The following is a 26,798-nucleotide window of genomic DNA, read 5'->3' as shown; positions in this document are numbered from 1 at the left end:
TTCACCTCCCTTCATGGGAAAGCCTCATTATTCATAAATACCCCGAAAATCAAGCAAACTAAAAGCATTCGAATATCTATGTCCCTTGTTTCATTGTCTATCAGGACTTTATTTTTATTTATTACCCTTTCAACTTCTGCCGTATCTATATAGGGCTGAATAGTTTCATTCTGTATAACATCTTCGATATCTTGTTTTATTACATCCCAATTAGGAGTGATTCTTTGAAGCCAGTCAGCACTCTGAAGCCCTCTAACTGTAGTATTCAATCTTACTTTATCGGGTAAAATACCTTCCATTGCCCTGCGTATTAAACGTCTTTCCTGTCCCTGTTTTACAAATTGTTCTCCTGGGATTCGACAACAGAAGTCTATTACTCTTTTATCCCTAGTCGGATCTCTTTTAACTATTCCATGAACAAGAGACATTTTAGTTTCTATAGTAGCAATATGAGTAAATGCAGTTGACTCCATAGCAAATTTTCGTAGTTCCGATAAAGTATAATTTCTCATATTATCTAAACTGTAACCTTTTTTTTCTATACGTTCACTTATATTATAATACGACGATAAGGCAGGGTTAATTAGAGAGAACTCCTTCTCTACATTATTACTGCTCGTCTTTAGAATATGCTTACGTAACATAGCCGGCAAAAAATTAATGAATAAAGACTTACAAAACTTTTTCCGACTAATTCTATGAAGTCTACAGTAATCCGTAATCTCTTTAACTAATGAAATAAGTCTCATTTGCCTTAATAACGAATATGCTTGGATATTGAAATTTCCATACGAAATTGTTCCGTTGCCAAACTGCCCGTCCAGTAGTACCTTGCAATTTTTTCGGGCAGCCATTTCGGTAATGCAATCCATCCAAAACAAGTTTTCGACAATTTTATAAGGCTGTTCTAATAATTCCAGGTATTTATCAATGTCTGTATACGAATTTCTTCCTTCTGAACGACAGTACGTCACCTTTATATTAGAATATTGATCTTTGATTGCCTCAATATAGGGACTTTCATCTGAAATTAAGTGGACAGGCAGCCATTCTTTATACCCCTTCATCGGCAGGGCACTGAAAGCCTGGAGATCCTTACCTTTTTCTTCAAGCTTTCTTGCCGCAACACATGCCACAGAGCCTGAGTCTAGCCCCCCGCTTAATGATACTCCAACTGATCCAATACTGCGTGTACGACAGTGTACTGCTTCAAAAAATACATCCTGAAAAGCATGATCATATTCTGCATCGGTTCTAAATTTGATTATTGGTGACTTAAGAGGGTCCCAATATTTTAGTTTTTTGGTTCCATCTCGGTTAACCGTCATTGAATGTGCCGGTGGCAACTGCTGAATATCCCGGTAAACTGTATGGTTAGAATCAATTTCGTGGACAACAGAATTCAACGCCAAAAAGTCGGCAATCCATAAATCATTTAGCTTCTTCTCAACTCCGGGAATCACAAATAGCGGCTTCATTAATGTGCAAAAAGCAAACATGTCAGAATTCATTGTAAAGTAAAACGTTCTTTTCCCTACGTGATCTCTGGCACAAAATAGCTCCTGCTTATTTTGATCAAATATCACAAAGGCATAATCTCCTATTAAATAACAAGGACATTTATTGCCCCATTTCTTATAAGCCAATAATACCAACTGGCTATCAGTTACCCTCGCCCTATCGGTGGAATGGATACCAAAAACATCCATAAGCTCTGAGCGGTTATCAATAATTGCATCCGCCGTAATAATCAACCCTGCCTCATAATCATGATAGGGCAGTTTTTCTAACTTTGATTCAGGGGTTATTACCTGAAATAAACAACCGAAGAAAAATTCTTTTCCATAGAAACCATCGGAGTAGTCAGCATGATATTTAGCCAGTTTTTCCATCATGGCCGAACCGATTTCACCGGAAACGGGTTTATCATTCATCTGGAAAAATCCACAAATAGCACTCATAATAATCTGCAGCCCTCATTTAGATCCGTGATAACGATTAACTCTTCATCCTTGAGCTTATTAATAAACTCAAGGACTTGTTGTTCACAAGTCATTGTATCCACGTCATATTCCTCAAGCAATGTCTTAACTATAGAACTTACTATTTGGGGATTTTCCATCAAACCCCATATACGGCTACCGACAGGATCTAAGCCGTAGTATTTACCCTTTTCAATATGCATCATGACGATTTCATCATCTATGACAGCAGAAGGGATATCATTAATTCTTTTGACGACAGCATTAAGTAAACAATTGTTATTATTGAATGGCATATATACTCATCCTTCCTTAACTTATAACTAGTACGAAGATTACTTCACGTTAGTTAATTCTTTTAGTTCTTGTAATATTAATTTGATCTGTTTCTCAAGGGTAAATGTATTTTTAGGTCTTATCACTCGATATACATATATTTTTCCTGCTATAGAAACATGCTTTCTGAAATTAGCAACTTCCATACTTAATAAGCTAAGAAAACTCCCACGAAAAGTATGATTAAATAAGACTGACAATTTCTGCATTCCATCAAGCCTTGTCATACTGACCTGATTACATGTTTCAGACCTCAGTTCCAAAAGCGCAAACAGCTGTACCGGCGCTTTCTGATAACCATATTTAACTCTCATTACACATTTATCTTGATTATTCAAATATATCTGAGAAATTGATTGCATATTAATTCCAATAGTTTCTACACTATCTCTACGAAGTTTATGAACAGGAAAGCCTGGACAAACCCAAATTGTATCGTCATCCGATAGTGACAAAAAAGCAACATCATCTGTTAAAAAGGGATAACCCATTTCTCTTAAAGCCAAAGCAAGAGTGGATTTACCGGCACCGGATACACCTGAGATAATGATACATTTACCATCAATAACCACTGCGCTCCCATGTAGAGCCAGCATGCCACGCTGTATAAGCAAAACTTCAAAACAGGTTCCATAAATATAACTATTCAGCTTTAAATTATCCGCTTCCGGACAAGGTTCAATAACAATACGTTTGCCCTCGGATACAAGGAATTTAGCGACACCGTCAATCTTCAATAAGAATTCTCTTTTAGATAGTTGAAAGAAGTCGTTTTTTTTCAATGGTTCCCTAATTTCATCAGGAACCTTTCCCCTGACTATTTCAATCTCTGCCGCTTCTTCACCTGGTAAAAAATCATCTAATACAAAATCAGAAATAACACTTAGCCCAAACGCCCTGTATTTTCTTCTCGCCTTTTCGTAAAGTTTGCTCATCAATACTTTACCTTTCCTTTATCATCCTCTTTACTAAATTTCGAAAATTTAGCAACAGCAACAAACCTGTCTTTTTCTCTAGCTCCTGTTAAGATTAATCCACCACATCTTAACCATGCATGAGCAACTAATTTATTCGACTCGTCTTTAGCTAACCCTAAATATAGAGTATAGGGTATTTTGATTAGTCTAAGTAAAATTTGGGCTGTAATTGATTGTACTAAACACTTACTCTCCCACGGCGTGAATTGACTTATCTTACTGACTGCCCAACCTACTTTTGCCGCTTTCATATAAGTAGAATAATTCACCTCTATAGGGGATTCCGCCATTCTTTCGCCAATACTTCGACTAATAAAACGAAATGGAATAATTAAAACTGCTAAACGTACAATCCCCATCAAAAAAAACGCAATAGTTAGCAAGAGGTTTATCTTAATCTTTTTTTTAAATTGACTAATATATATCTCCAAATGCACCAAACCTTTACTGTGAAATGCTTGATTTATTAAAACTTCGCTACATTTGAGATGTGTGCACATCCACGGGGAAATTAGTATTCTTAACTTTTTTATTATTGAAAAATCGTTTGGAAGCGAAGAAATAGTTGTAAGATCCAAAGTACCGTTTATAGTCACGCTTCTTGACTTTATTTAATACAACTCCTAAAATATTGGCATTTAACCCCTCAAGCTGTTCCTTAACGCGCTTTAGACTTGTCAGCGTAGTTAAACCCATCTTCACAGTCAATAGAGTCGCATCAACTTTTGAGGCAACAATGCCTCCATCCCCAACGCTAGCTAGCGCTGGGGTATCGAAAAGCACGATATCATAGTCATTTCTCACTTTACTCACTAGCTCTTCGAACCGGACAGAGCATAAAAGCCCTACTGGGTTATGATGGTCATTCCCGCAAGCACAATAGGTAAAGCGTGGAATATTAGTCTCACTTAGTGCCTGATCAAGTTCAATTTTTCCCTCCAGATAATCAGCCAGACCCAATTGTGATCCTTCATTCAACCTCTTTGCAGCAGTCTTACGCATATCGGCATCTATAAGGAGTACTTGCCAACCTAAGTGCGCCATAGTAATTGACAGGCTAATAGCAAGGGACGTTTTCCCCTCATTTGGATTGCAACTTGTCAGAGCAAAGGTCTTGAACATATTTTTATTATTGCCAACGTATATGTTCGCAGTAAGCATTGCATAGGCCTCTTGAACAACTTGATTTTCGTGATCATACAAATTAAATAATTTCATCTGCATTCCTATTGCCCTCCCTTATCGGATATCATGTTCGGGAATGATTCCAATCACGCGAAGATTCAGACCTTTTACGATGTCTTCTGCCGAACGTACTGTTGTGTCATAGTATTCAATACTATATATAATACCTAAAGCAACCGTTAACCCTAGCAATATTCCCAAAAGGACCTTTTGCCTTCCCATACTATTGACTGGATTACTTGGGACCAGCGCTGCATCCAGAATTCCAACATTATCGCTGTTGGAGAGTTGATTAAGCTGAGTTATAAATTCACGTCCCGTTGCATTTGCTACAGCAGCAACAATAGTTGGATCAGGCCCCCTGGCACTAATTGTGAAAATATTAGTATCTTCTTTGCTAGCTATATTGACCATAGATAAGATTTCATTTTCTGAAAGGTTATACTCCTTAACCGCCTGCGATACCGCTGAAGTCATCGATCTGCTATAAATAATGTCATAATACTGACGTACCAGTTCCTGCCGAAGTGCTATTTCCGAAGAATTCAATGCCTTTCCATTTGCTTCTGCCCTATTCGATATATATAATTTTGTTTCCGCCTGATATACTGGCTCCGTATAGTGCTCACTCAAATAGCTTATTCCACCGCCTAGTACCGCTAAAAGTACGATTAACCACCACTTACGAATTAGAGAATAAAACAATCGCCTAATTTCCACTTCATTCTTCCTTTCCTGCTGTATTTTAATCTTGTGTTCAATGTTGTAGTAGCTTTTTTCGTACACATATCGACGAAATATGTAACTGTATTCCATACTATCATTTTATAATAAAGAAACGTCTCCATACCCAATTAAATGGTCTTATTAAGTAATAGAACCAATTTAAATTACTTGGAAGCGGGAACAGTTGGAGATCCTTCTCTCCAGGATGAATCTTGGCAGAGATATAGGTAAATATATATAATAGTTTCCTTTTCCAACCCGTACGCAAACTTACATAATATTGAGGTTGCTTAAATACTAACTTTTTTAAATATGAAGATCTAGAATAAGATACTTCATCTGGGTTATCACGTAATTCATCTATTACGATCTGCGCCAGTTTCCATGCTTTTCGATCCTTAGCCACATCTTGAGACAAAGGACCAGGAATGGGTACAGCCAAAAGCTCATTTACTAAAATTAGAGTCAGGTGCACTATGACTTTTAATTCATTACTATCCGCTAATAACATTAATCTATCCCAATCAATAGTCATTTGCATAAATTTCTTTATATCAATCAACCATCGCAATCGAGACCACATATGATTACACCCATGTACCATTAGATACATTAACCACTCCTCATCAGCCATAGTACTTACAAAACATCCTCCAAAATCTATGGTTTGAGTCTTTAGACCGGATGCGGTAGGAATACCTTTCACGCCAAAATTGTAAGTTCTCCAGTGGAGTTCTACACAAATAGCCCGTTCAAAATGGAAATACGAGAAATGCTGAAATTTATTATAGTATTTTTCTTTCTGCCGTTGAGTCTGAATCATCGAGGAACCAGGCTTTAACCTTTTATACCCTAGCATATCCATGAGTTTCTCGGCCTTTGTGAAATCTAGAGGCTTAACCATAATATCTATATCTACTGACGGCCTTAAGGCAATGTCTTGATATAGTTTTAAAGCGAGCGGTGCACCTTTTAAAATCAGCGGCCGAATTCCGTTCTCTTCCATAATCCTAATAACTCTGATCATTTCACCAGCCATTCCAACAGCTCTCAGTGCGTTGTTTCTGCACTCCTGCTGCAATGCTTTCATTACATATTCAGGAACCTCCGGGCTATTAGGATTGCTCAATTTTTTGTATACCAAAGGCAATACTCTATGGTTCATCGCCAATTGTAAAAAAGAATCCCAATTCAGACTTTGATCCAACGTGTGCATCTGTTCTTCTTCCGCTTGTACGTATTTAAGACAATTGAGCATAAACAACAGTTCCGTAGATATTTTGGGGACTATATTACTATATGACATGCGAAAACTATCCTTCCTGTATTTGTATCCACTGTTGCTGAGTCTATTGTTTTCGCCTTGACTTACTCATGAACAGGGAGTCTATAACGATCTATATTCAACTTACTCTGTAGTAATCAACATACCAATCAGCGAACTTCTGTAACCCTTCTTCTATGCTCGTGCTAGGTTTGAAATCAAAATCTCTCTCTAAAGGCGAACTGTTGCTATAAGTGACCTTGACATCGCCCAGCTGCATGGGAAGGAACTCTTTCTTTGCAACAATCTCTCTCCCGACTGCCTTGCTTAAAGCTTTTTCTAATGCAGCGATATAATCCATCAACTTCTCAGGCTGATTGTTGCCGATATTATAGACTGCATACTGTATACCGTTTAAGATACTATCCTTTTCCACTCTCTTAACCGGTGGATTGCACAATATCCGCGCCACAGATTCTACAATATCGTCAATATAGGTAAAGTCTCTATAACAGTCCCCATAGTTAAACACGCTGATGGCCTCGCCGTTAAAAATCTTCTCAGCGAAACCAAAATAAGCCATATCCGGTCGCCCCATTGGGCCATAAACCGTGAAGAATCTTAAGCCCGTGCAAGGTATGTCGTACAACTGACTATAGGTATGGGCCATTAACTCATTTGATTTCTTAGTGGCCGCATAAAGAGAAACGGGATTGTCAACCTGGTCTTCCGTTGAGAACGGCACATTTATATTGGCACCGTAGACGGAACTGGAGGACGCATAGACTAAGTGATCTACTTGGTTATGCCGACAGGCCTCCAAAATATTATAAAATCCGATGATATTGCTCTGAATATAAGAATCAGGATTCTCAATACTGTAACGCACTCCAGCCTGAGCTGCCAGATTCACGATGATATTTGGCTTGTACTCCTTAAAGACCTGCTTAACATTGTCCTTGTCAGAAATGTCCCTTTTAATGAAGGTATAGCGGGCATATCCTTCCAACTTCTTCAGCCTGCTCTCCTTTAAATTCACATCATAGTAGTTGTTCATATTATCCAATCCAACGACTCTACATCCTTGCTCCAATAGTCTCTTAGACAGGAAAAATCCAATGAACCCTGCGCCCCCGGTAATTAAATAGGTTTTACTGAAGTCTAACTCTCGATATCCTTCAATCATATTAATTGGTCTCCTTTTACTTAAGAATGAAAATACTCTATGATTAATCTATCTATCGAGTGACAGATTGCTTCCTGCCAATAGAGTAATATTCCACGCCTACTTTCTTCATATCTTCCACACAATAAATATTCCTTCCATCGTAAACCAGTGGTGTGCGCATTAGTCTCACATATTCTTCCGGTTTCACATCTTTGACTTCACCCCATTCAGTAAAGATAAAGCATACGTTAGCGCCTTCTAGTGCTTCTTCAGGGCTCTCCACATATCTAATACTGCCTTTCCCATGCCTCCCTAAACTCTCTGTCATAGTCTCAGGAAATCTCTTTTTAAAATTATCTACCCCGACAGGATCATACGCATAGACATCTGCCCCCTGCTCTAACAACAAAGGTACATTTTCTAACGATGGAGCCTCTCTCAGATCATCGGTTCCCGGTTTAAATGCCAACCCAAGCACTGCTACTTTTAAGCCATTAAATGTAATGAGTCTCTTACGTGCCTTCTTATATAAAACTATTTTCTGGTCTTTATTCACATCAATCGCAGCCTTAACAGTCCTTAGTTCGTAACCATTTTGCTTTGCCAAATATTCCAGGGCTTTCGTATCCTTAGGAAAGCAGCTGCCACCATAACCAATACCAGCATTTAAGAACTTACTACCTATTCTGCTATCAAATCCCATACCCACAGACACGTCCTGAATATCTGCCCCCACTAATTCACAAAGGTTAGCGATATCGTTCATATAAGATATTTTTAAAGCCAGGAAGTCATTGGAAGCATACTTAACCATCTCTGCAGACCTTCTTGACACAGATACAATAGGCAGGCCAAACGGTTCATAAATCTTCTTCAAGGTTTCCTCGGCTGTTTTACTGTTTGTACCAATGATAATTCTCGGCGCCTCTAAAGTATCACGTACCGCTGTGCCTTGGGCTAAGAATTCCGGGTTACTTGCCACTTCGATTTTTATCTGCTTATGCTTACCAAGAATATCATTCTCACCGTCTCTGGGCAGAAAGTCCTTTATAAATTGCTCCACCTTGTCATTGGTACCTACAGGGACTGTGGATTTTACCACAACAAGGCAGTCCTTTTCCACTGTTTCAGCAATCTGTCTGGCGACTGTTGCTATGTAAGACAAGTCGGCAGAACCGTCGGGCTGTTCCGGGGTTCCAACGCCGATAAATATTGCCTCAGCATTCTTGTAGGCTGACTTGTAGTCGGTAGTGTAAGTTATTCTTTCTTTATTAAGATACATTAGTTCCTCTAAGTCCTGTTCGTAAATGGGAGAAATACCTTGTTGCATCATTGTAACTTTCTTCACATCAACATCAACACAGGTCACATGATGACCTCTATGTGCCATGCATACTCCTGAGACTAAACCAACATAGCCTGTCCCTGCTACTGCTATGTTGAGTGGATGGGGTATAGTTTTGGGGAGGCACGTTTGTAAGGATAGTGTTCTAAATGTTACATTGTTCATTGCTGTACTCCTTTCAGTGAGCTGTCCGTTTTATCCATTCAACTATCCCTTTTCTGGTATTTTGAAAACAAAGCGATAAACCGAAATATAGGATAATGCATATTATTATCGATATACCCCTCCATATCGCTCCTTCCGATACTTGTTGTAAATAATACCCACCTAATCCCATAGCAATTGCCGAAGCAGCTGCCGGATATACATTCTTTATAATTTTGAATGTCGAAATCCCAATAGCAAAATTCATAACCAGGAGATGAACTAGAGCAAATTCTATTACCGTTGCTGAACGTGCATATATAAATGGCTCAAAACCGTATTTGGAGCTAATTATACAAGTAGGTATCAGCACTAGCGCGTAAAGTACTTGAACTAAAAATGATAGCTTTGGCCTTCCCCTTGCTCTATAAACTTCGCTACAGTAGTAACAAAATACAACCCTTACAATTTGCGCTAATGCCCAAATACCTATAATACCGGTAGCTTCCTTCCATTGACTACCTAAAAAAAACTGTACTGCTAAATCACTATACAGAAATACGCCAACTCCTAGGGGAAAAATTATAATTGAGACGATTCGCTGTATCTTTAAAAAAGTGCGGTTAAATTCCCTGTCGTCATCTTGTAATCGGGATAGTGTAGAAAAGAGTACTGAAGTAGTAGCGGCAGTAATAATCCCCATCAGCGAATTTACCATATTTGTGGAAGTTCTATATAATCCTAAGTAATAAGAGCTAAATGCGCTTGCAATAATAATCGAATCTGCCCATGTCGTTAACCATATAGAAATCGCCTCTATGAGTGACCAAATGCAAAATGACAACATTTCTTTCAGGATCGTAAATCTATAAAAAAATGTTGGTTTCCAATTAGAATTAACTGTTAATATAATTGCATTGGATAGTTGCCCACATATTGATCCAATAATAAGTGCCCAATGGCTAAACCCTAAAATAGCAAGAGGAATTGTTACCGTAAATGGCAATCCAATCGATATTATCCGAACTAAAAACAAGGTTTTATAATTAAAATCTCTTTTGTACAGAGCAATTTGTATACTAGAAAATGAGGTTAGAGGCAATTGAATACAAGCTATTGTTATTACATTACCTAGTCCTGGATTGCCAACTATTGTTGCGATCGGCTCACAAAATAATGCGATGACACTCCAGAGAAATAATGATATACCAAGATTTGTCCAAAAGGCTACTGCAGCCTTTTGGTCTTTTTCTTCTTTGCTTTTAAATTCATGCTGTACCAAATATTTTTGAAAACCTGCATCAGCGAACATATCTGTAAAGCTGATAATCATAGTCACAATTGCTACTATACCAAATGCCTCCGGTGTCAGAAGTCTTGCTAGAATCATATTTGTAACCGGAATAACCAGTTTAGCAACTATTTCAGTTAAAGCCGACCATTTTGTGGCTTTAATCATCTTTTCCTTCAATTCAGCGTCTTTCAATCCATTCTACTCCTACTGCAGATTCGGTAGCATTCAATCTATTCTCTAGTCCTTTTATATTCTCAAGCTTTTCGCCTGGAATGTTTTGTTATTTCTTGGTTATTGCTTAGCCTTATATATGAGATGCAAATTCCTATTAGGACATACGTCATTTTACTTGTATAGTTCACTGCACCAATTTCTGAACAAATCCACATGATTAAAACAATAAATAATATAGTGGCTGTTGGATCTTTCCTCTTCATCAATTGATTTAGATGATAAAATATATATGCGTATACAGCATAATACAACGAAAATCCTATTATCCCCACACCAACTAACAACTCAATAAAGTTATTATGTGCATAGGTGTCCCAACCAATTTTATTTACTAGGAGTTCTCCATAATTTCCTACACCATAACCCCAGATGGGACTTTCCTTAAACCACTCTAGGCCCCATTTCACCATATTAATGCGCATATTTCCGTCACCCTCGCCAGTAGTAACTGCTGAGTATAGAGAAAAATATCTTAATTTTATTGAATCGAATATACTTAACTGCAATATAAAGTAGAGCAAAACGCCAACTATAGGTATTCTTACTAAAAGCTTATAACTCTTTTTAAATCCTATTTTTGCGATTATGGCAATAAGTATGCCTATTAGAGCTATCGCAGCTGAAGTTCTTGAGCCACTTGCTAACACCATCACAAAGGGCATAAGCCAAGCAGCAAAGTAAAGGTAGTTCTTTTTTTGTACTCCATAACAAAACCACACTATTGATGCAATACTTGCCAAACGACCCATTGTATTTTCTTGGCTTATTTCCTTTCCTAAACGCTCGCCAGTTAAAACCGCATAATATATATGCTCCAAACCGTATATAATAACGCCATAAATGAAAAGTGCTACTCCTGCAATAGCTATTCCAAAAACCACAATATCTATCTGTCTTTTCGAAGACAGAGCTTGGCAGATTAAAAACAATAAAATTAACATCTGTACTAGTAGAACCACTTTCCTTACTGCGTCGTCATAACTAAGTGCCCAAAAACATGATGCCAGACAGAACACAAAGAAACAGTAAAGATATATCATCGCTTTCTCTACATAAACTTCTTGGCGAGATATTATCACCAAAGTTGTAACTCCAGCGAAGAATAAAAATAATACTCTTGATACATTTACAAATTGTGGATTGTCTACAAAAATAAAGAGGGAAGTGATATATAGAATCAAAGCCGGAACGCACAATTTTTCTACATATATTTCACCTCTATAACAAGAACGCTTTAACTCAATATTTTGATCGAGCATTTTCTATCCCCTTTATATAGCGTTCCAAACATACTTGATAATTAAATAGTCTTGCACGTTTTTGTCCCTTTTTCCCTAACTCATTTCTTAGAGCCTCATTGTCTATCATCATTTTCATAGCCTTTGACAATAATCTATCACTATCATTCTCTAGTTCTTCGCTCCAATTATCTTCCATTGAAAGCTTCGGCACTAGGATCCCATAGTCAGCGCACTCTATCTGTTTTATCTCCTTATTTAAATCACCCCCCTCAAATAGAATTTCACGCGGTCCTGATTTACAATCTGCCGCGATAACTGGACATTGACACGCCATTGCTTCAACCATGGCATTAGGGAATCCTTCAAATAGTGATGTAAGCACATACGCGTAGCATTTTGAAATATACTGAAACGGATTCTTTTGATATCCTGCTAATAATACCTTCCCTTCTATATTAAGCGTCTTAATTAATCGCTCAATTTTTGATTGATTTTCACCAGTTCCAATAATCAGCAGTTTAGCCTGGCAATCATCCGGGAGCATCGAGAAAGCCTTTAATAAATGCCAATGCCCCTTTTGGTAGGTTAGCCTTCCTACGGTTATGAAAACTTTTCCAGTGTTTAAGAAATGTTTATGTTCAATACTCTCAATAGTAGTTTTTGACAGTGCATTTATTTCATCAATATCATATGGGTTATAAATTGTTTTGATTTTATGGCGAGGAATATTGTAATTCTCAATTAAGCTCTTTTCTAAAGCTAATGATACAGGTACCACACAATCTGCCCTTTGATAAAGTAATTTCATAATAATGTCTTTAACTTTGCTTAAATTCGATTGATTCTTCTCCAACTCAGAAAAATTTCGCACAGATAATATTGTTGATGTATTTTGTGTTATAGATAATACATTGACAATATTTGCATTGGTTAAAAAGCTTATTACGCTTTCCATTTTATGGGTTTGTTTAATTTTTTTTAACTTTTTTGCTCTGCGAAAAGGCAAGAAAACTTTTTTAAAAAGATTTGATTGAGCCGGTATATCGATATTGATTATCTTACAGAAGACATCGTAATTGACTACGTCTTCATTCAAAATAATAAATACCTCATAGTAATTACTAAGGATATAAGATAGGCGTGAAACTACTCTTTCAGCGCCGCCATTGCTAAGGTTAGGTACGTATAGCCCTATTTTTTTCACTTAAAATTCTCCATATCTTAAGATTTTCCATCTCTTAATTTATCTATAAACGGCTTCAAAGCCTGTTTTGGCGTGTACTTATATGCTTCTTCTATACAATGCTTTTTCATTTCCATAACTTCTGCCGGATGCTCAGCGTAATAAAATAGAATTTCACTTAATGCCGCTACATCTTTAACAGGAATTATCCGTCCTGTTTTGCCATCTTCTATAATCTCAGCATTACAATTCCATTCAGAGGCGATTACTGGCAACCCCGAAGCAAATGCATCAATCAATGTGCCTGGAAATCCCTCTCCATTGTGATAAGTTGGGAAAAGTAACAGGTAGTAATGTTTTAAGACTTCAGTACTTTTACGATAATCAACCAATCCCTTATAATGAATATATGGAGGAAACTGGGTCTTTAATTTGTCAAATCGTTCTATGTAAGCTTTATCCGGTATTCCGAATATATCCAACTCATATACCACTTTTCCAAGTTTCTTATTTAATAATTTGACTGCCTCAATTGCATTTTCGATACCTTTCTCTTTGCATATTCTAGAAAATGTACATAGTTTAAAAGGTTTTTCTAACCTATGATTTATTTCTTTATCTGAAGTTAAATTTAGTGTTTTAAAATTAGGTAAATAAACACAGTTTTCGATTTTTAAGGCTTTATATTCATTAACTAACCCATGCGATTCCAAATAAATCATCTTACATCGCTTTGAAAACAAACGCAAAATCCAACTTTTTTTTAGGTGGTTTTGCCTAAACCCTCCTATAACAAAATCGAAAATATCCCGATTATAAATTTGATTTAATAAAACAAGCATGGGCAACAGAACTTTATAACCCCTTGATGAAACAATTAATACTACTTTTTCACTATTTCTTAAGGTATTATTTATCATTCTTATAAGCTTAAAAATATTTCTTGTTATTTTAAAGGTATCTAAAACACAAAGATTTGATGTATATTCGCGGATAATAAAGTTGTACAATTCCTTTGTTTTTACAGTCTGTCCATCCGAAAAGTCCCTATCGCCACCAAAATGACCTATCATAGCAACCTTATGCATAATTCCTCCAAATTCTTAAAGTATAAGCATCAATTCAGGAAATAAATTTTAGTTTCAAATCCTCTTTATCAAGAACTTCAATTTTCCGCTAGGCATTCTTTCAAGTCTTTCTACAGTTTTCCAAGTTACTATCATATCCCCCACAAACTCTTTAGCCGTTTCTAGAACAAGCCTCATAGACTCTTCGACGAAGTTGAAATCCGGAACCACATTTATAACAATTTCATCTCTCGAAACTTGAATTATCTGGCTTTCTTTAATTCCGACAGCTGGTTTGACAATCATCGTCAACCTCGTGATTTTCCTACCATTCTTAGTAAGAATATAATCCTCCACTCTGCCAATAATCTTAGATAAGTACGGGGTTTTTATTCCACAACCACAATCATTATGATGCATAATGCCTAAATCCCCAGTAGCATATCTAATAAATGGATAATTAGCGCTATTAAGATCCGTAACAACAATCTCTCCATCTTCCCCGTCAATAACTTTTTCACCATTACTATTAATAATTTCCACATAATGGGTCGACAATATATGGAAATTACCTTTTTGGCACTGAACAGCACACATACCCACTTCGCCTAGTCCGTAGGTTTGATAGACTGGACAATTAAACGCTTTCATTATCGTTCTCTGCTGTTCCATAGATAGGCCCTCACTATCGGTCACAATAGCTTTAAATTTATCAAACGTTACCTTATGTTCTACCATCAATTCAGCTAATGCGAACCACCCCGATGGAAATCCTGTAGCAAAATCTGCATTTACTCTATTAAACGCTAGTAAATAATCCGTATAACTTTTTTCAGAGATATGGTAGGTGCTGCATTGAAGTTGCTTATATTTATCAATATACAACCAATATGGTGGCTTTTTTCGATCGAAGTGAGCTACTTTGACACCAGAAATTCGGACACGCTTTTTGTTTAAATCACATCCGCAATATTTATAGTAACTATCATAACTCAATCGTTCACTAGAAATGCTGTTTTTATCTCTGTAATACTTTAATGGGGTTCCGGTTGATCCACTTGATGAACCATTCCAAAGTTCTTTTTTATTTCTAATCTTTTTTGATATTAGCACTTCTCGATTTAATGAAATTATTCTCTTGGTTAATAAAGGTATTTTTTCAAAGTCTTCAACAGAGTTAACTTCATGCTCCTTTAGAAAGCTATAGTATTTAACATTACATGATGCCTGTTTAAGTAAAGTGTTGATTTTATTAATATCAAAATTGAATTTTTCATTGACCAAACTTTTACCATAATCAACTTCAGCTGAACCATTACTAGAATCCTCAAATCTACGATAGCGATCTCTTCTTACTGCTTCGATATTTGCAAAAACTCTTTTTAAAATGAAAGGAGAGTTAAGGTAGATCCTAAGCAAGGAGTTATTCAAAAAACCACCTCACCAAAATATTATTGTAATATTGTGTAAATCATTTTAATAATTCAGTATAGATTTCACGCAATATTCTTTTGCAATTCTACTGTTCACACTTTAGTTTATCTATCTAGTACTTTCTGCTTTTTCCCAGAATGGCTTAGTCCTTTCAGTCAAAGTGTTATACACACCTACCCATTGGGCTGCTATCGTCATACAGTAGTAGTAAATCATGGTCAGCTGTTTATTATTGGCTTTTGTAACCCCTCTAATAATCCCTAAAAGGTAGAACAGTACTTGTGCGGTAAAAGTTACAGCATATAACCAGGACTCTTTAATTAAGAATACATTCGTCACGAATACTATCAAGTGGGAAAGCCATAATAGATACCTACATGTTCTGTGGCCGAAGTAAAAATACGAAAACCATCTATACTTAAAAATATTAAGGATGTTTATATCCGGCAATATGTGTTTAAGTATGATTCGACTCATTCTGACCTTTCGGTTAAATTCATCCTTGATTACCTCACCGGCTTTTTCATAGGCTATAGCATCATGGTTACAAATCGCTCGTTTACCTTGTAACGCGTAAAACAACGGCATAGCACTGTCATGGCACTGAATTGGATTAAAGTCATAATAATCACTTGTCCTGCATGCATAGATTGCACCATTTCCTGCTGTGATGGTCTGTATTCTTCCTTCAATTTCCCGGGCTGCAAGATCGTTATCCCAATACCTCGACTCTGAAATGCTGACCTCATTTACATATTGATTAACAATTGATAATCTCCCTGTCACATAGGCGATATTATTTGAAGTGAATGCTGCCATTAATTCCTTAATTGAATTCTTGTCCATCATTGCGTTAGCGTCTGTCATAACCAGATACTCGGTAGTAACTGTCTTTTGGGCTTCATTCTGAGCATTTGTTTTACCTTTACGTAATATAACTTCAAATAATCTGATTCTCCTTTCGTTATGTTCTTTTATAAACTTCGTTACAATTTCATTTGTCCTATCAGTGCTATTATCGGAAGAAACCAAAAACTCAATTTTTTCCTGCGGGTAATCTAGTTCTAGAATGTTGTTCATCTTTTCCAGAATAACTTTCTCTTCATTATGGGCTACAACCATAACCGTTACGGTCGGCTGAATTGAATAATCTTTTTTCAGTTGCTCCCCTTTATATAATCTATCAATCAGCTTCAGTGATAATGGGTATCCTACCATTGCCCACACTATAATAAAGCCGCTTGAGTAAAAAAGAGTTTTTAATAGTAGACCCATTATCTTCTCTCCTAAACATCTTTGTCTTATCTTCTCCGTTGGGACCTATACAGCTCTGCATAGACATCTCAAATTATTTTTGCTGCTTTGCTACATTAGCTAAACCCTATGTTAAAATCCTAGGCTAACAACCACTGTGACATTCAACGATAATTCAAGTGAATATAAAGCTCTAACTCAATTATTCCCTCACAGGCATCCTCCCTACAAGCAAATTAGCGCTAGCATTTATAATCACGCTGCCTAGCTTGTCCCTCCTAACTACGCCCCCGATGACAAGTTATACATGCAAGAAAAAACCTCAGTAAACCGATGATCTACTCCTTAAACTTAGTCATTTTTTAATGCCTTTGCAGGAACCCTACAACAACCGTATTCTCATCAACACATATTATGGAACGCACCCCAATCTCAACATATTTTGACAGCCTTACAGTAGGGTGTATTATGCTAAAATATTTAACCCTTAAGATTGTTAACTGTCGGATAACTGTTGTATCCTCGTATTCCCAATTGTGCTGATCAACTATCTCTTTAGGTCGGTCTTTTTCAATTCCCTAGCAGGCACCTTCGCAACAAGCAAATTATCACCAACATCTCTAATCACAGTAGCCCCTGCTGCAGCAACGCTTCCTTTCCCTACATGAACATTATTCACAACATTAGCGCCCATACAAATCCAAGTATAGTCCCCAACAGTCACAGTCCCACCTAACCGCGCTCCAGGTGATAAGTGAACACCTACACCGAGCACGCAGTCGTGATCAACAGACGCACCCGTGTTAATGATTCCACCCACCCCAATATGTGCATCTGCATTAACAACAGCTCCCGCCATTATGACCGTCCCAATTTCAATATGAGCAGATTTGCTAACATACGCAGCAGGGTGAATTAAACAGGGTATCTTATAACCTATCTCCCTAAGATAGGTTATAAGCCTAACTCTTGACCGATTGTTCCCAAGAGCCACAAATGCTTCAGAAAACTTATGAACAAAACTACCAGCATCACTAAATGTTCCAATAACTGGACATGACCCTAGGATGGATTCCTCAATAACTTTTTCATCATCATCTAAAAATGCAATTGTCGTATATATTCCTAATGACAAGGCACACTCTGCAACTACCTTGCCATGTCCACCAGCACCCAAAATAAGAAGTTTGCCCAAGGTACACTCACTAGCCTTTCAGACTTTTTGTTGCCACGCCAAACTCTTCCATCGTCTGACTCTTAGATTGATTTACACCTCGTGTGCCCAGAATCACCGCCAATGTGCCTAGGAAAATCTTCAAATCAGTCAAAAACGAAATGTTTTTTACATACCACAAGTCATATTCAAACCGCGTTTCCCAATCTATTCCATTGCGCCCATTGATCTGGGCCCAACCAGATATTCCCGGTGTTACATCATGACGGCGCATTTGTTCCGGAGTATAACGCTCAAGATATTGAATTAACAAAGGTCGAGGACCAATGAAACTCATATTTCCTCTTAATATATTTAATAACTGAGGTAGTTCGTCGATACTGAGCTTTCTTAACATCATACCGACTCGAGTCATACGTTCCATATCGGATAGGGGGTGACCATCTTTCTCCGTTTCCAAACGCATAGTCCGAAACTTATAGATTGTAAAGATAACTCCATCTTTACCTGGACGCTCTTGCTTAAAGAGCACTGGACCTTGCCCCCCACATTTTATAGCAACAGCTGCACAGAGCATGATGGGAGATATTACAATCAACAAAATCAACGAAAAGATAAAGTCCATAACCCGCTTAATCTTAATGTATTTCATAGCGTCGCTACACTCCTAGATCACATCTTCCCACAATTTCTTCAGCCGCGTTTCACGATCCGCAATAGATGCATATCGAATAGCTCGCTTTACCTCATCCACGACGATATCGACTTGTTCCTCGGTAATACTATTAAAGAATGGAATAGCTAAAGTGCCGCTCGCAACGCGTTCTGTAATCGGAAAATCCCCCTCCTTATAGCCAAACATTTCCCGATAAAAAGGCTGAAGATGAATCTCCGTAAAATAAGGCCTGCATCCAATTCCCCGACCTAAGAGTGTTTCCATAACGACATTCCGATCAATCCATGATTCAAATCGTATTACGAACACAAACCAACTCATTTTTACTCTCTCGTCAACTGTCGGAAGAATAACCCCTTCAACCTCTTTAAATCTTTCCATATATGCGTCTGCAACGCGTTGACGAGCAGCGAGAATCTCATCAATACGCTCTAATTGTGCAATACCAAGTGCGCAACTAATATCATTCATTCGATAGTTGTAGCCTAACCGAACATGATTAAGCCACTGAGTATCAATTCCACGTCCTTGATTCCGTAGACTATAACATAACTTCGCAAGGTTTTTGTTGTTTGTAACAACGATTCCACCCTCACCTGTAGTCATTTGCTTATTCGGATAAAAGGCAAAGACACCGGCCTCAGACATTGTTCCAGCTTTCTTACCATTCCACTCAGCCCCAATCGCCTCACAGGAATCTTCGATAATATGCAAGCCATATTTTAGAGATATCTGTCTGATGTCAGTCATGTTCACAGGTTGTCCAAAAATATGGACCGGCAAAATCGCTTTTGTTTTCTCCGTGATCTTTGATTCGATTTGGGATGTATCCATGTTATAGGTATTTTCATCAATATCGATAAACACTGGTTTCGCACGTTCAAACAACATGCAATTACTTGAGGAAATAAAACTGAATGGTGTAGTAATAACTTCATCGCCATCTTTTATTCCTAACCCAGCTATAATCATATGTAAACCACTAGTCCCACTATTGCATGCTATGGCATACTCCGTTCCTGAATAAGCCGCCATTTTCTCCTCAAATTCTCTTAATTTAGGCCCTAAGCTCAAGAAATTTGAATCTAAGACAGCTAGTACTGCTTGCTTTTCTCTCTCTGTGATATCCGGTCTTGACAACGGAATCATCTAAAAATCCCTTCCTCCCTTTAAATTTGTTAATTAAACTATATTGAAAATTGAGTTTTGTTTATTGTGTTTTTTCCCTTGAAGCTGTTGAAACCCAGACACAACCCCACTCAACTCCTGCTCAATCTCCTCCCTCGTTAAAAACGAACCCCTCTCCCTAATCAACTGAACTAATAATTCAACTCCCGCAATATCTACCGCGCTCGGCTTTGCCACAAAAATCCTTTGATGCTTCGTACTTGTCCTCCCCTCCTCTGCTGTGAGTAACTCTTCGTACAACTTCTCTCCAGGACGTATCCCTGTGAATTCAATCCTAATATCCACATCCGCCTCAAGCCCTGACAACCTAATTAGATCCCTTGCCAAATCAATAATTCTAACTGGCTTTCCCATATCAAGAATGAAGATCTCCCCGCCTTCGGCCATTGCTCCAGCTTGAATAACGAGTTGAGCCGCCTCCGGAATCGTCATAAAGTAACGAACCATCTCTGGATGAGTCACTGTCACTGGGCCGCCTTTGGCAATCTGCTTCTTAAACGTAGGTATGACACTTCCTCGGCTTCCCAAGACATTACCAAATCGCACAGCAACAAAACGTGTCTGAGATTGCAGATCTAAGCTTTGAATAATCATCTCTGCCACTCGTTTTGTAGCCCCCATAACACTCGTTGGATTGATGGCTTTATCTGTAGAAATAAGTACAAACGTTTTTACTCTGGTCAAATCCGAGATTTCTGCAACATTATAGGTACCTAAAATATTGTTCTTCAAAGCTTCCTCTGGATTTCGTTCCATCAGCGGGACATGCTTATGGGCAGCCGCATGAAAGACTACGCCGGGTCTATATTTCCAGAAAACCAGTTCAACTTTTTCACGATCTTTAACATCTAAAATTTCCGTTATTACATTTATATCTGAAAATTCCGAACCCAATTCTTGTTCGATATCAAAAATACTATTCTCCCCTCGCCCAACAAGAATGAGTTTTTCAGGGTTAAACCTGCATATTTGCCGACATAGCTCTGATCCAATGGATCCGCCGGCCCCCGTAACCATGACTGTTTCTCCTGCCAGATAACCTGCTACTTCATCGATATCCAGGTTAAGTTGATCTCTTCCTAACAAATCTTCAATCTCCACCTGACGAATTTGCAAAGTATCGATCTGCCCGCTAAAAAAGTTATAAATACCAGGCACAATCTTGATAACGGCACCACTTTTTTCGCAAATCTTTGCAATATCTCTTATAACAGCACCTGGAGCTGAAGGCATTGCTATAATTACTTCTTCTACCTTATGTGATTTAACAACGTGTGGGATATCCTTCCTCGTTCCCAGAATAGGAATACCCATTAGTTTAAGTTTCTGTTTTTGCAGAGAATCATCGATGATCCCAATGGGATACCCTTCTCTATAATTGCTATTTTTAAGTTCCCGAATAGCCAATGCCCCCGCATCTCCTGCACCTATGATCAGAACTCTCTTAGGTATACCTGGAATCGGAATAGTTAAAACAGCATCATCTATTATCCTCAAGATTAAACGTGACCCACTTATCATAAAAGTGGTTGTCAGCCAAAATAATACTGCTACTGTATTTGGATACCGCATTGGCGCTAAGAAATATACCACCAGTACCACACTACTTGTTCCAACAAAAACCGCAAATATAACTGAAAGGAGTTCGCTTATACTTGCATACTGCCAAAGCCGATTATACAAGCCAAAGAATGAAAAGATTAATAGATATATAAGCGTACCTGCCCAAGCGGTATGATAATAAGTCCAGTAATATTCCCTCGGGATATTACCTTCAAAGCGTAGATAAAAACTACCTATTGCAGCCAGGTTAATAAGGGCCGCATCAAGTAAGATTAAAACTAAGGAACTCCGGCTAAATTTCATTGTGGGACCTTCCTTTATAATCTAAGTAACTATTCCGGTTTAATGGGTTTTTGCATAAAGAGCTGCTTGCGTACGCCGACTAAAACCGAGTTTAGCCAGCACCTGGCTAACATGTTTTTTGACTGTACTCTCAGAAATAAATAATTGCTGAGCGATGTCCTTATTCGTTAATCCAACTCCGAGTGCTCTAAGTACCTCTCGTTCTCTTGGCGTTAACATATTCGAATCATTCATTTTCGATTGATTCACAACGAGGTCCATTATCGCAGGATCGTAATACTTCCGACCTTTACTTACTAAGCGAAGAGCAGAAATAATTTCCTCGGGCATTGCATCCTTTAAAATATATCCGTCAATGCCCAGTTCACTAGCACGTCGAAAATCCTCCGGATCGAATGAAGCGGTTAACACTACACATTTACATCTTGAGCCTAGCCTTTTGATCTCTAACAAGATTTCTAAGCCGCATTCATCTTTAAGTTTTAAATCCAAAATGATGATATCCGGATCCGATCGTCTAATCAGATCTAAAGCTTCCTTCACAGAAGAAGCTTGACCTACGAATTCGAACCCTTCTTCCAGCCCCAAGATTGCCATTAATCCTTGTCTTGATAATGGAAAACCATCTATAGCTATAACCGTCAAAAAACTAACCCTCCCATGAAACAAGTATCCTCTAAGATAATCTAATCGACATAGTTACGGGTCCCTTTTATACGATACCTTTGTGTTAATTATTGTTTATTTTTTAACCTTTTTCCTCACTCAAACGAACTCCTTTTAACTACTCGAAAGCATAGATACGTCTTATACAAAAGGAGTATTCTTAACATCATAATGAGGTATATGGATTACACTTAAGTACCATTTATCACTTCAATATCATCCCAATCAAACAATAAGGGCCCCTATATACGGAACTACGCGTGCTAATTGAATTAATATCACTCATCAATTAGTACCCTTCATGGCACAAAGAATATTGTAACTTTGCAAATTAGCTTAACTATTCTTATGCGGCCTTGCATAAAGTGCAGCCTGAGTTCTACGATGGAGACCAAGTTTAGCTAAAATCCGGCTCACATGCTTCCTAACCGTATATTCCGTAATGAATAACCGTTCTGAAATATCTTTATTACTTAAACCTGCTCCGATTGCCGTTAGAACCTCCTGCTCTCTTGAGGTTAGTTGCTCAACATACTGATTTTGTATTTTAAGAACCCATTCAATAACTTCCGGGTCATAGTATTTTCTTCCTCGCGCCACTGAACGAACAGCGTTTAGAATTTCCTCTGGCATTGCATCTTTTAGAATATATCCATCTATGCCTAACTCATTAGCTCGTATAAAGTCCTCAGGCTCATGTGACGATGTCAAAACCATATACTTACAGCTAGTATTTAATTTCCTCATTTCCATTAAGATATCTAAACCGGATTCGTCCTTAAGCCTCAAATCGAAAATCACTATATCTGGACATAGCTTTACAATGACATCCCTTGCTTCGTTAACTGAAGCAGCCTCACCTACAAATTCTAATCCGTCTTCTGACTTCAAAATTCTTATAAGTCCCTGTCTCGATAATGGAAAGTTATCAACACATACAAACCTCACAATTCATCGTCCCTCCTAAGGACTATTTGCCTTTATTAACAATCTCGCACGTTCCACCTTAAATTACGAAAGCATAAGAATTGAAATTTGACTCTACGTCTATTATTAATTATTTCTGTCTTTTAATCGTCATACGTTTGCATAACTTCAAATGACCAATTAGGTACTGTTTTCGGTATACAGACGTAGATTATCTCCGCCAGTTATTAGAACAGAAACTATACTTTAGTAGTACCATTACAATGCCCAATGCCTTGAATAATTGGATAACACAAAAAAGCCAATGCTCAGGCAGTGGCTTTTTTACTCATCAATATCAGATTACACTAATAAACTTCCAAGTTTATGTTTATTTGCATAAAGCGCTGCCTGTGTACGACAGCTTAGTCCAAGTTTACCGAAAATTTGGCTAACGTGTTTTTTAACGGTATATTCGGAAATGAATAGCTGCTCAGCTATGTCTCTATTACTTAAACCTTTACCCAACGCTGCCAGAACCTCTAGTTCCCTAGACGTTAACTCTTCAATATTATGCTGCAGGTTTTCTTTCTTCATTACAATTTCCATAATAGACGGATCGTAATACTTTCTCCCCTTACTGACCAGCCGAACAGCATTAACTATTTCCTCTGGCATAGCGTCTTTTAGAATATACCCATCAACACCAAACTCAGACGCACGTTTAAAGTCATCCGGATCTAATGAAGAAGTTAATATAACAACTTTGCAATCACTATCTAACTCTTTGACTTCAGAGATAATATCAAAACCGCTCTCATCCTTTAGCTTTAGGTCTATAATAATAATCTCTGGTTTTAATCTGAAAATAACTTCACGTGCTTCCTTAACACTGGAAGCTTCCCCCGCAAACTCAAACTCACTTTCTAACCCAAGAACTGCCATAAGACCCTGTCTTGATAATGGATAATCATCAATTGACACTACGTTCATAATGCTTCCTCACCATACGTTTTTTACAATATACATTCCGATGAACAATCTACATTTGGACGCATAGTCTATCCACTGCCACAAAGTATTCCAAACGTCTAATTGTTCAGCCATTTTATAACACCTCTAGTTTGCATTTATTTTATTTCATTTTAAGAAATCACGTCATGACGAAATTAAGATGGAGAATATTTTTATTCTAAAATATTTCTCTGGCTCAATGCATGAGAGAGAGGATATTCGCGGTATTCCACCTGGGATGAAAGGGTCTGGATATCCGTCCGGTGCACTTTACGAAACGCCGAAGGATAGGTATGAAAGTATTGTCTAAAATATTTAACTAAATATTTTGTATCAGAAAATCCGCACGCCATAGCAATATCGATTATCCGTGCATCCGTACTTAACAGAAGCTTTGCGGCATATGCGCATCTACTGTAATATAATAATTCCAGAAAGGTTAATCCGAATTTATCCTTTATATCATGACTTAAATGCTGCAAGCTGACGCCTACCTCAACGGCCAGTTCTTTCAGCCTCAACTGTACATCAAGATCGCTGATTGCATATTTAGCTATTTGCTTGAGCCTATTTACAAGCTTTTCAGTAAAGGGTGTAGTTCCATAACCCCAGCGCAGAAAATCAAAATTATAGGTAAGATAGTCCAGCATGTCCACCAGAATACTTTCGATATTTTGTTTATGCTCTCCACGGGGATTATCCATTAACGCCGATGTCAGCAGGGCAGTATATCTCCTAAGTTTTTTATATTTTTGTGGTGCTTCCGTTTCATGGTAAGCGGAGCAGCAGTAAAAAAACAGATATTCGTCATCCGGCAGGACGCTGCTGCAGAAACATCCATCAATTTGTATAAACAGAATTTTATTATCCTCATGAGTTTTTGTGATACGGTGAAGCTCGCCCATGTTTACGATTGCAATATCATTTTCATGCAGCGTAAGGTTGTGATCGCCAACATCGATATTGATTGACCCCTTCAGCACCTGAATAATTTCCAGCGTATCATGCCAGTGGTAGGGATATTGACATCCTCTGACATATGCTTTGACTGATATTCCATTTTCAAATTCAATTTTTTCGGGACGCACAGCCATAACCACCTCAGTTTTATCCGCTTTTCAACATAGTGATCCCCGCACTTTCATTTGGCAAAACGATTCTTATCAGGGTACCTTGCCCCAAGTGAGTTTCAATAGATAAGATTGCATTAATGGAATGAGCTAAACTAGTCATATTGATTAACCCTAAACCCTGGTGCTCATCGGCGCTATTTATCGGTTCAAAACCTTTCCCATCATCTGTAATCGTTAAATGTAATTCCTCTCCTATATTCATGAATTCAACCGTTAAATTTTTACATCGGCCATGTTTCAAGGCATTATTTGCTGCTTCGTGAATAATCCGATACAACGCTCGAGCCTGTTGTCCTCCAAGGTCTACATCCATTTCACTAATTACTAAAGAGACGGAAACCCCATGAAGTCTTTCGACCTCATAGAGGTAGCGTTTTATCTGCTGGAGCCAATCTTTATCAGAAGTAACTTTGAGTGAGTAGATTATTGAACGAAGCTCGCTGAGCGCTTGATTAACTGTACTTGTGATAAGCTTAAGTTGTTCACGATCTTTTATATCTACTTTTTCGGACTTTGCTAAAGCAGACGTGGCACAAACAGCGCTAAAAAGACGTCCAGAACTAAGGTCGTGAATTTCCTCACCTATGCGTTTTCGTTCCGCTTCAATCATCGATTTTACTGCCCTGTTATCTGTGTCCACCCGCTCATAGATAATTGCACTCCATTCCGCAAGGAGTCTGACGTTTTGGTGGAGTCTTTCCTTGAACTTGGCACTAGTGGCCTCATCCCAAAATACTCCTATAAATCCATAAAAACATGTTGCCGTTTTAACTGGGGCTAAATAATACCATGTATCTCCGAATTGAACTAATGCAGCTTCTTCTTCATTTCGAAGATTATCCCAAACTTGTCCTGATTCATTTGCAATAACGACTTCTTGGCGTTTGTTTTCAGGTGTTAGCAGGATTGAGTTTTTATCTCCATTTTGTGAATAGAGCCATACAAAAGCCGAATCAACTCCCGATATTTTGATTATATACTCGCACAATTCACGTGTAATATCAGATGTACTATTCGAACTTTTCTGAAAATCAATTGAATGATAAAACTGTATAAGTTCATTAACTGCCGACTCGAATTTAACGTTTGATTGACGAAGAGCTAAGGTATGTTCACGCATGTTGTTAAGTTCAATCAACATACCAGTTATAATTTCTGCCAGCACATAAATGAGGATTATCTTAAGTATTTTGTTAGTTAAGGAAATCGATTCATCCACCCATAGGTAATTAACTGTAAGAACAAGCCAACAGAGATTACCTATCATACGGATCTCATTATTCGTTATCTTTCTCACCCCCATTCTACCTTCCCATTTCATTCATGGACCCGAATCGTAAA

The 26,798-nt window shown here is 37.8% G+C and carries 24 protein-coding genes; all 24 read right to left on the bottom strand.

Annotated elements, in window-relative coordinates; translation table 11 throughout:
• Positions 1–11 precede the first annotated feature (11 nt).
• The 24 genes from DESYODRAFT_RS11100 to DESYODRAFT_RS10985 all read right to left on the bottom strand — a co-directional run bounded on the left by DESYODRAFT_RS11100 (position 12) and on the right by DESYODRAFT_RS10985 (position 26,760).
• On the bottom strand, positions 12–1,961 hold the full coding sequence (locus DESYODRAFT_RS11100) for an asparagine synthase-related protein (RefSeq protein WP_007783034.1): 1,950 nt from the start codon (positions 1,959–1,961) through the stop codon (positions 12–14).
• A complete protein-coding gene (locus DESYODRAFT_RS11095) occupies positions 1,958–2,278 on the bottom strand; it encodes a lasso peptide biosynthesis PqqD family chaperone (RefSeq protein WP_007783032.1) in 321 nt (106 codons plus the stop codon). Before DESYODRAFT_RS11095 ends, DESYODRAFT_RS11100 begins: the two co-directional genes overlap by 4 nt.
• Before the next feature lie 39 nt (positions 2,279–2,317).
• The gene (locus DESYODRAFT_RS11090; RefSeq protein WP_157137160.1) at positions 2,318–3,256 is read right to left on the bottom strand and encodes a phosphoenolpyruvate carboxykinase (ATP); all 939 of its coding nucleotides are present in this window, start codon (positions 3,254–3,256) and stop codon (positions 2,318–2,320) included.
• Positions 3,253–3,732, bottom strand: coding sequence for a lasso peptide biosynthesis B2 protein (locus tag DESYODRAFT_RS11085; protein ID WP_427854315.1), 480 nt, complete (start codon positions 3,730–3,732; stop codon positions 3,253–3,255). The genes DESYODRAFT_RS11090 and DESYODRAFT_RS11085 overlap by 4 nt, the downstream gene beginning before the upstream one ends.
• 40 nt (positions 3,733–3,772) lie before the next feature.
• Positions 3,773–4,519 (bottom strand): CpsD/CapB family tyrosine-protein kinase, encoded by a 747-nt coding sequence (locus tag DESYODRAFT_RS11080; protein WP_007783026.1) that lies wholly within the window; start codon positions 4,517–4,519, stop codon positions 3,773–3,775.
• Positions 4,520–4,534: 15 nt separating this feature from the next.
• Positions 4,535–5,200, bottom strand: a complete 666-nt coding sequence (locus DESYODRAFT_RS11075) for a YveK family protein (protein ID WP_007783024.1) — start codon at positions 5,198–5,200, stop codon at positions 4,535–4,537.
• Positions 5,201–5,300: 100 nt separating this feature from the next.
• Positions 5,301–6,512 (bottom strand): nucleotidyltransferase domain-containing protein, encoded by a 1,212-nt coding sequence (locus DESYODRAFT_RS11070; RefSeq protein ID WP_007783022.1) that lies wholly within the window; start codon positions 6,510–6,512, stop codon positions 5,301–5,303.
• Positions 6,513–6,609: 97 nt separating this feature from the next.
• A complete protein-coding gene (locus DESYODRAFT_RS11065; protein WP_007783020.1) occupies positions 6,610–7,656 on the bottom strand; it encodes an SDR family NAD(P)-dependent oxidoreductase in 1,047 nt (348 codons plus the stop codon).
• A 52-nt stretch (positions 7,657–7,708) separates the two neighbouring features.
• Positions 7,709–9,148 carry a UDP-glucose dehydrogenase family protein gene (locus tag DESYODRAFT_RS11060; protein ID WP_007783018.1) on the bottom strand — a complete coding sequence of 480 codons (1,440 nt, stop codon included), beginning with the start codon at positions 9,146–9,148 and terminating at the stop codon, positions 7,709–7,711.
• Between the two features lie 13 nt (positions 9,149–9,161).
• A complete protein-coding gene (locus DESYODRAFT_RS11055) occupies positions 9,162–10,613 on the bottom strand; it encodes a lipopolysaccharide biosynthesis protein (protein ID WP_007783016.1) in 1,452 nt (483 codons plus the stop codon).
• Between the two features lie 62 nt (positions 10,614–10,675).
• The gene (locus DESYODRAFT_RS11050) at positions 10,676–11,914 is read right to left on the bottom strand and encodes an O-antigen ligase family protein (protein WP_007783015.1); all 1,239 of its coding nucleotides are present in this window, start codon (positions 11,912–11,914) and stop codon (positions 10,676–10,678) included.
• The gene (locus DESYODRAFT_RS11045; protein ID WP_007783014.1) at positions 11,895–13,100 is read right to left on the bottom strand and encodes a glycosyltransferase; all 1,206 of its coding nucleotides are present in this window, start codon (positions 13,098–13,100) and stop codon (positions 11,895–11,897) included. The genes DESYODRAFT_RS11050 and DESYODRAFT_RS11045 overlap by 20 nt, the downstream gene beginning before the upstream one ends.
• A gap of 17 nt (positions 13,101–13,117) precedes the next feature.
• A complete protein-coding gene (locus DESYODRAFT_RS11040; protein WP_007783013.1) occupies positions 13,118–14,167 on the bottom strand; it encodes a glycosyltransferase family 4 protein in 1,050 nt (349 codons plus the stop codon).
• Between the two features lie 54 nt (positions 14,168–14,221).
• Positions 14,222–15,577, bottom strand: coding sequence for a phenylacetate--CoA ligase family protein (locus tag DESYODRAFT_RS11035; RefSeq protein ID WP_007783011.1), 1,356 nt, complete (start codon positions 15,575–15,577; stop codon positions 14,222–14,224).
• Positions 15,578–15,688: 111 nt separating this feature from the next.
• On the bottom strand, positions 15,689–16,855 hold the full coding sequence (locus DESYODRAFT_RS11030; RefSeq protein WP_007783010.1) for a glycosyltransferase family 2 protein: 1,167 nt from the start codon (positions 16,853–16,855) through the stop codon (positions 15,689–15,691).
• A gap of 526 nt (positions 16,856–17,381) precedes the next feature.
• Positions 17,382–18,029: an acetyltransferase gene (locus DESYODRAFT_RS11025; protein WP_007783008.1), complete on the bottom strand. Its 648-nt coding sequence runs from the start codon at positions 18,027–18,029 to the stop codon at positions 17,382–17,384.
• Positions 18,030–18,039: 10 nt separating this feature from the next.
• Positions 18,040–18,660 (bottom strand): sugar transferase, encoded by a 621-nt coding sequence (locus DESYODRAFT_RS11020; protein WP_007783006.1) that lies wholly within the window; start codon positions 18,658–18,660, stop codon positions 18,040–18,042.
• Between the two features lie 15 nt (positions 18,661–18,675).
• Positions 18,676–19,833, bottom strand: coding sequence for a DegT/DnrJ/EryC1/StrS family aminotransferase (locus DESYODRAFT_RS11015; protein ID WP_007783005.1), 1,158 nt, complete (start codon positions 19,831–19,833; stop codon positions 18,676–18,678).
• Between the two features lie 33 nt (positions 19,834–19,866).
• On the bottom strand, positions 19,867–21,738 hold the full coding sequence (locus DESYODRAFT_RS11010) for a nucleoside-diphosphate sugar epimerase/dehydratase (RefSeq protein ID WP_007783004.1): 1,872 nt from the start codon (positions 21,736–21,738) through the stop codon (positions 19,867–19,869).
• Positions 21,739–21,777: 39 nt separating this feature from the next.
• On the bottom strand, positions 21,778–22,383 hold the full coding sequence (locus DESYODRAFT_RS11005) for a response regulator (RefSeq protein ID WP_007783003.1): 606 nt from the start codon (positions 22,381–22,383) through the stop codon (positions 21,778–21,780).
• A gap of 357 nt (positions 22,384–22,740) precedes the next feature.
• On the bottom strand, positions 22,741–23,352 hold the full coding sequence (locus DESYODRAFT_RS11000; protein ID WP_007783001.1) for a response regulator: 612 nt from the start codon (positions 23,350–23,352) through the stop codon (positions 22,741–22,743).
• Between the two features lie 321 nt (positions 23,353–23,673).
• On the bottom strand, positions 23,674–24,303 hold the full coding sequence (locus DESYODRAFT_RS10995; protein ID WP_007782999.1) for a response regulator: 630 nt from the start codon (positions 24,301–24,303) through the stop codon (positions 23,674–23,676).
• 194 nt (positions 24,304–24,497) lie between these two features.
• A complete protein-coding gene (locus tag DESYODRAFT_RS10990; protein ID WP_007782996.1) occupies positions 24,498–25,418 on the bottom strand; it encodes an AraC family transcriptional regulator in 921 nt (306 codons plus the stop codon).
• Between the two features lie 13 nt (positions 25,419–25,431).
• Entirely contained in the window at positions 25,432–26,760 is a 1,329-nt protein-coding gene (locus DESYODRAFT_RS10985) for a sensor histidine kinase (protein ID WP_007782994.1), read from the bottom strand.
• Positions 26,761–26,798 lie beyond the last annotated feature (38 nt).

Origin of the sequence: Desulfosporosinus youngiae DSM 17734 (genome assembly GCF_000244895.1) — a bacterium.
GTDB lineage: Bacteria > Bacillota > Desulfitobacteriia > Desulfitobacteriales > Desulfitobacteriaceae > Desulfosporosinus > Desulfosporosinus youngiae.
Note: the sequence above shows the minus strand (reverse complement) of the source record. Positions and strands in the feature narration are given on the sequence as shown.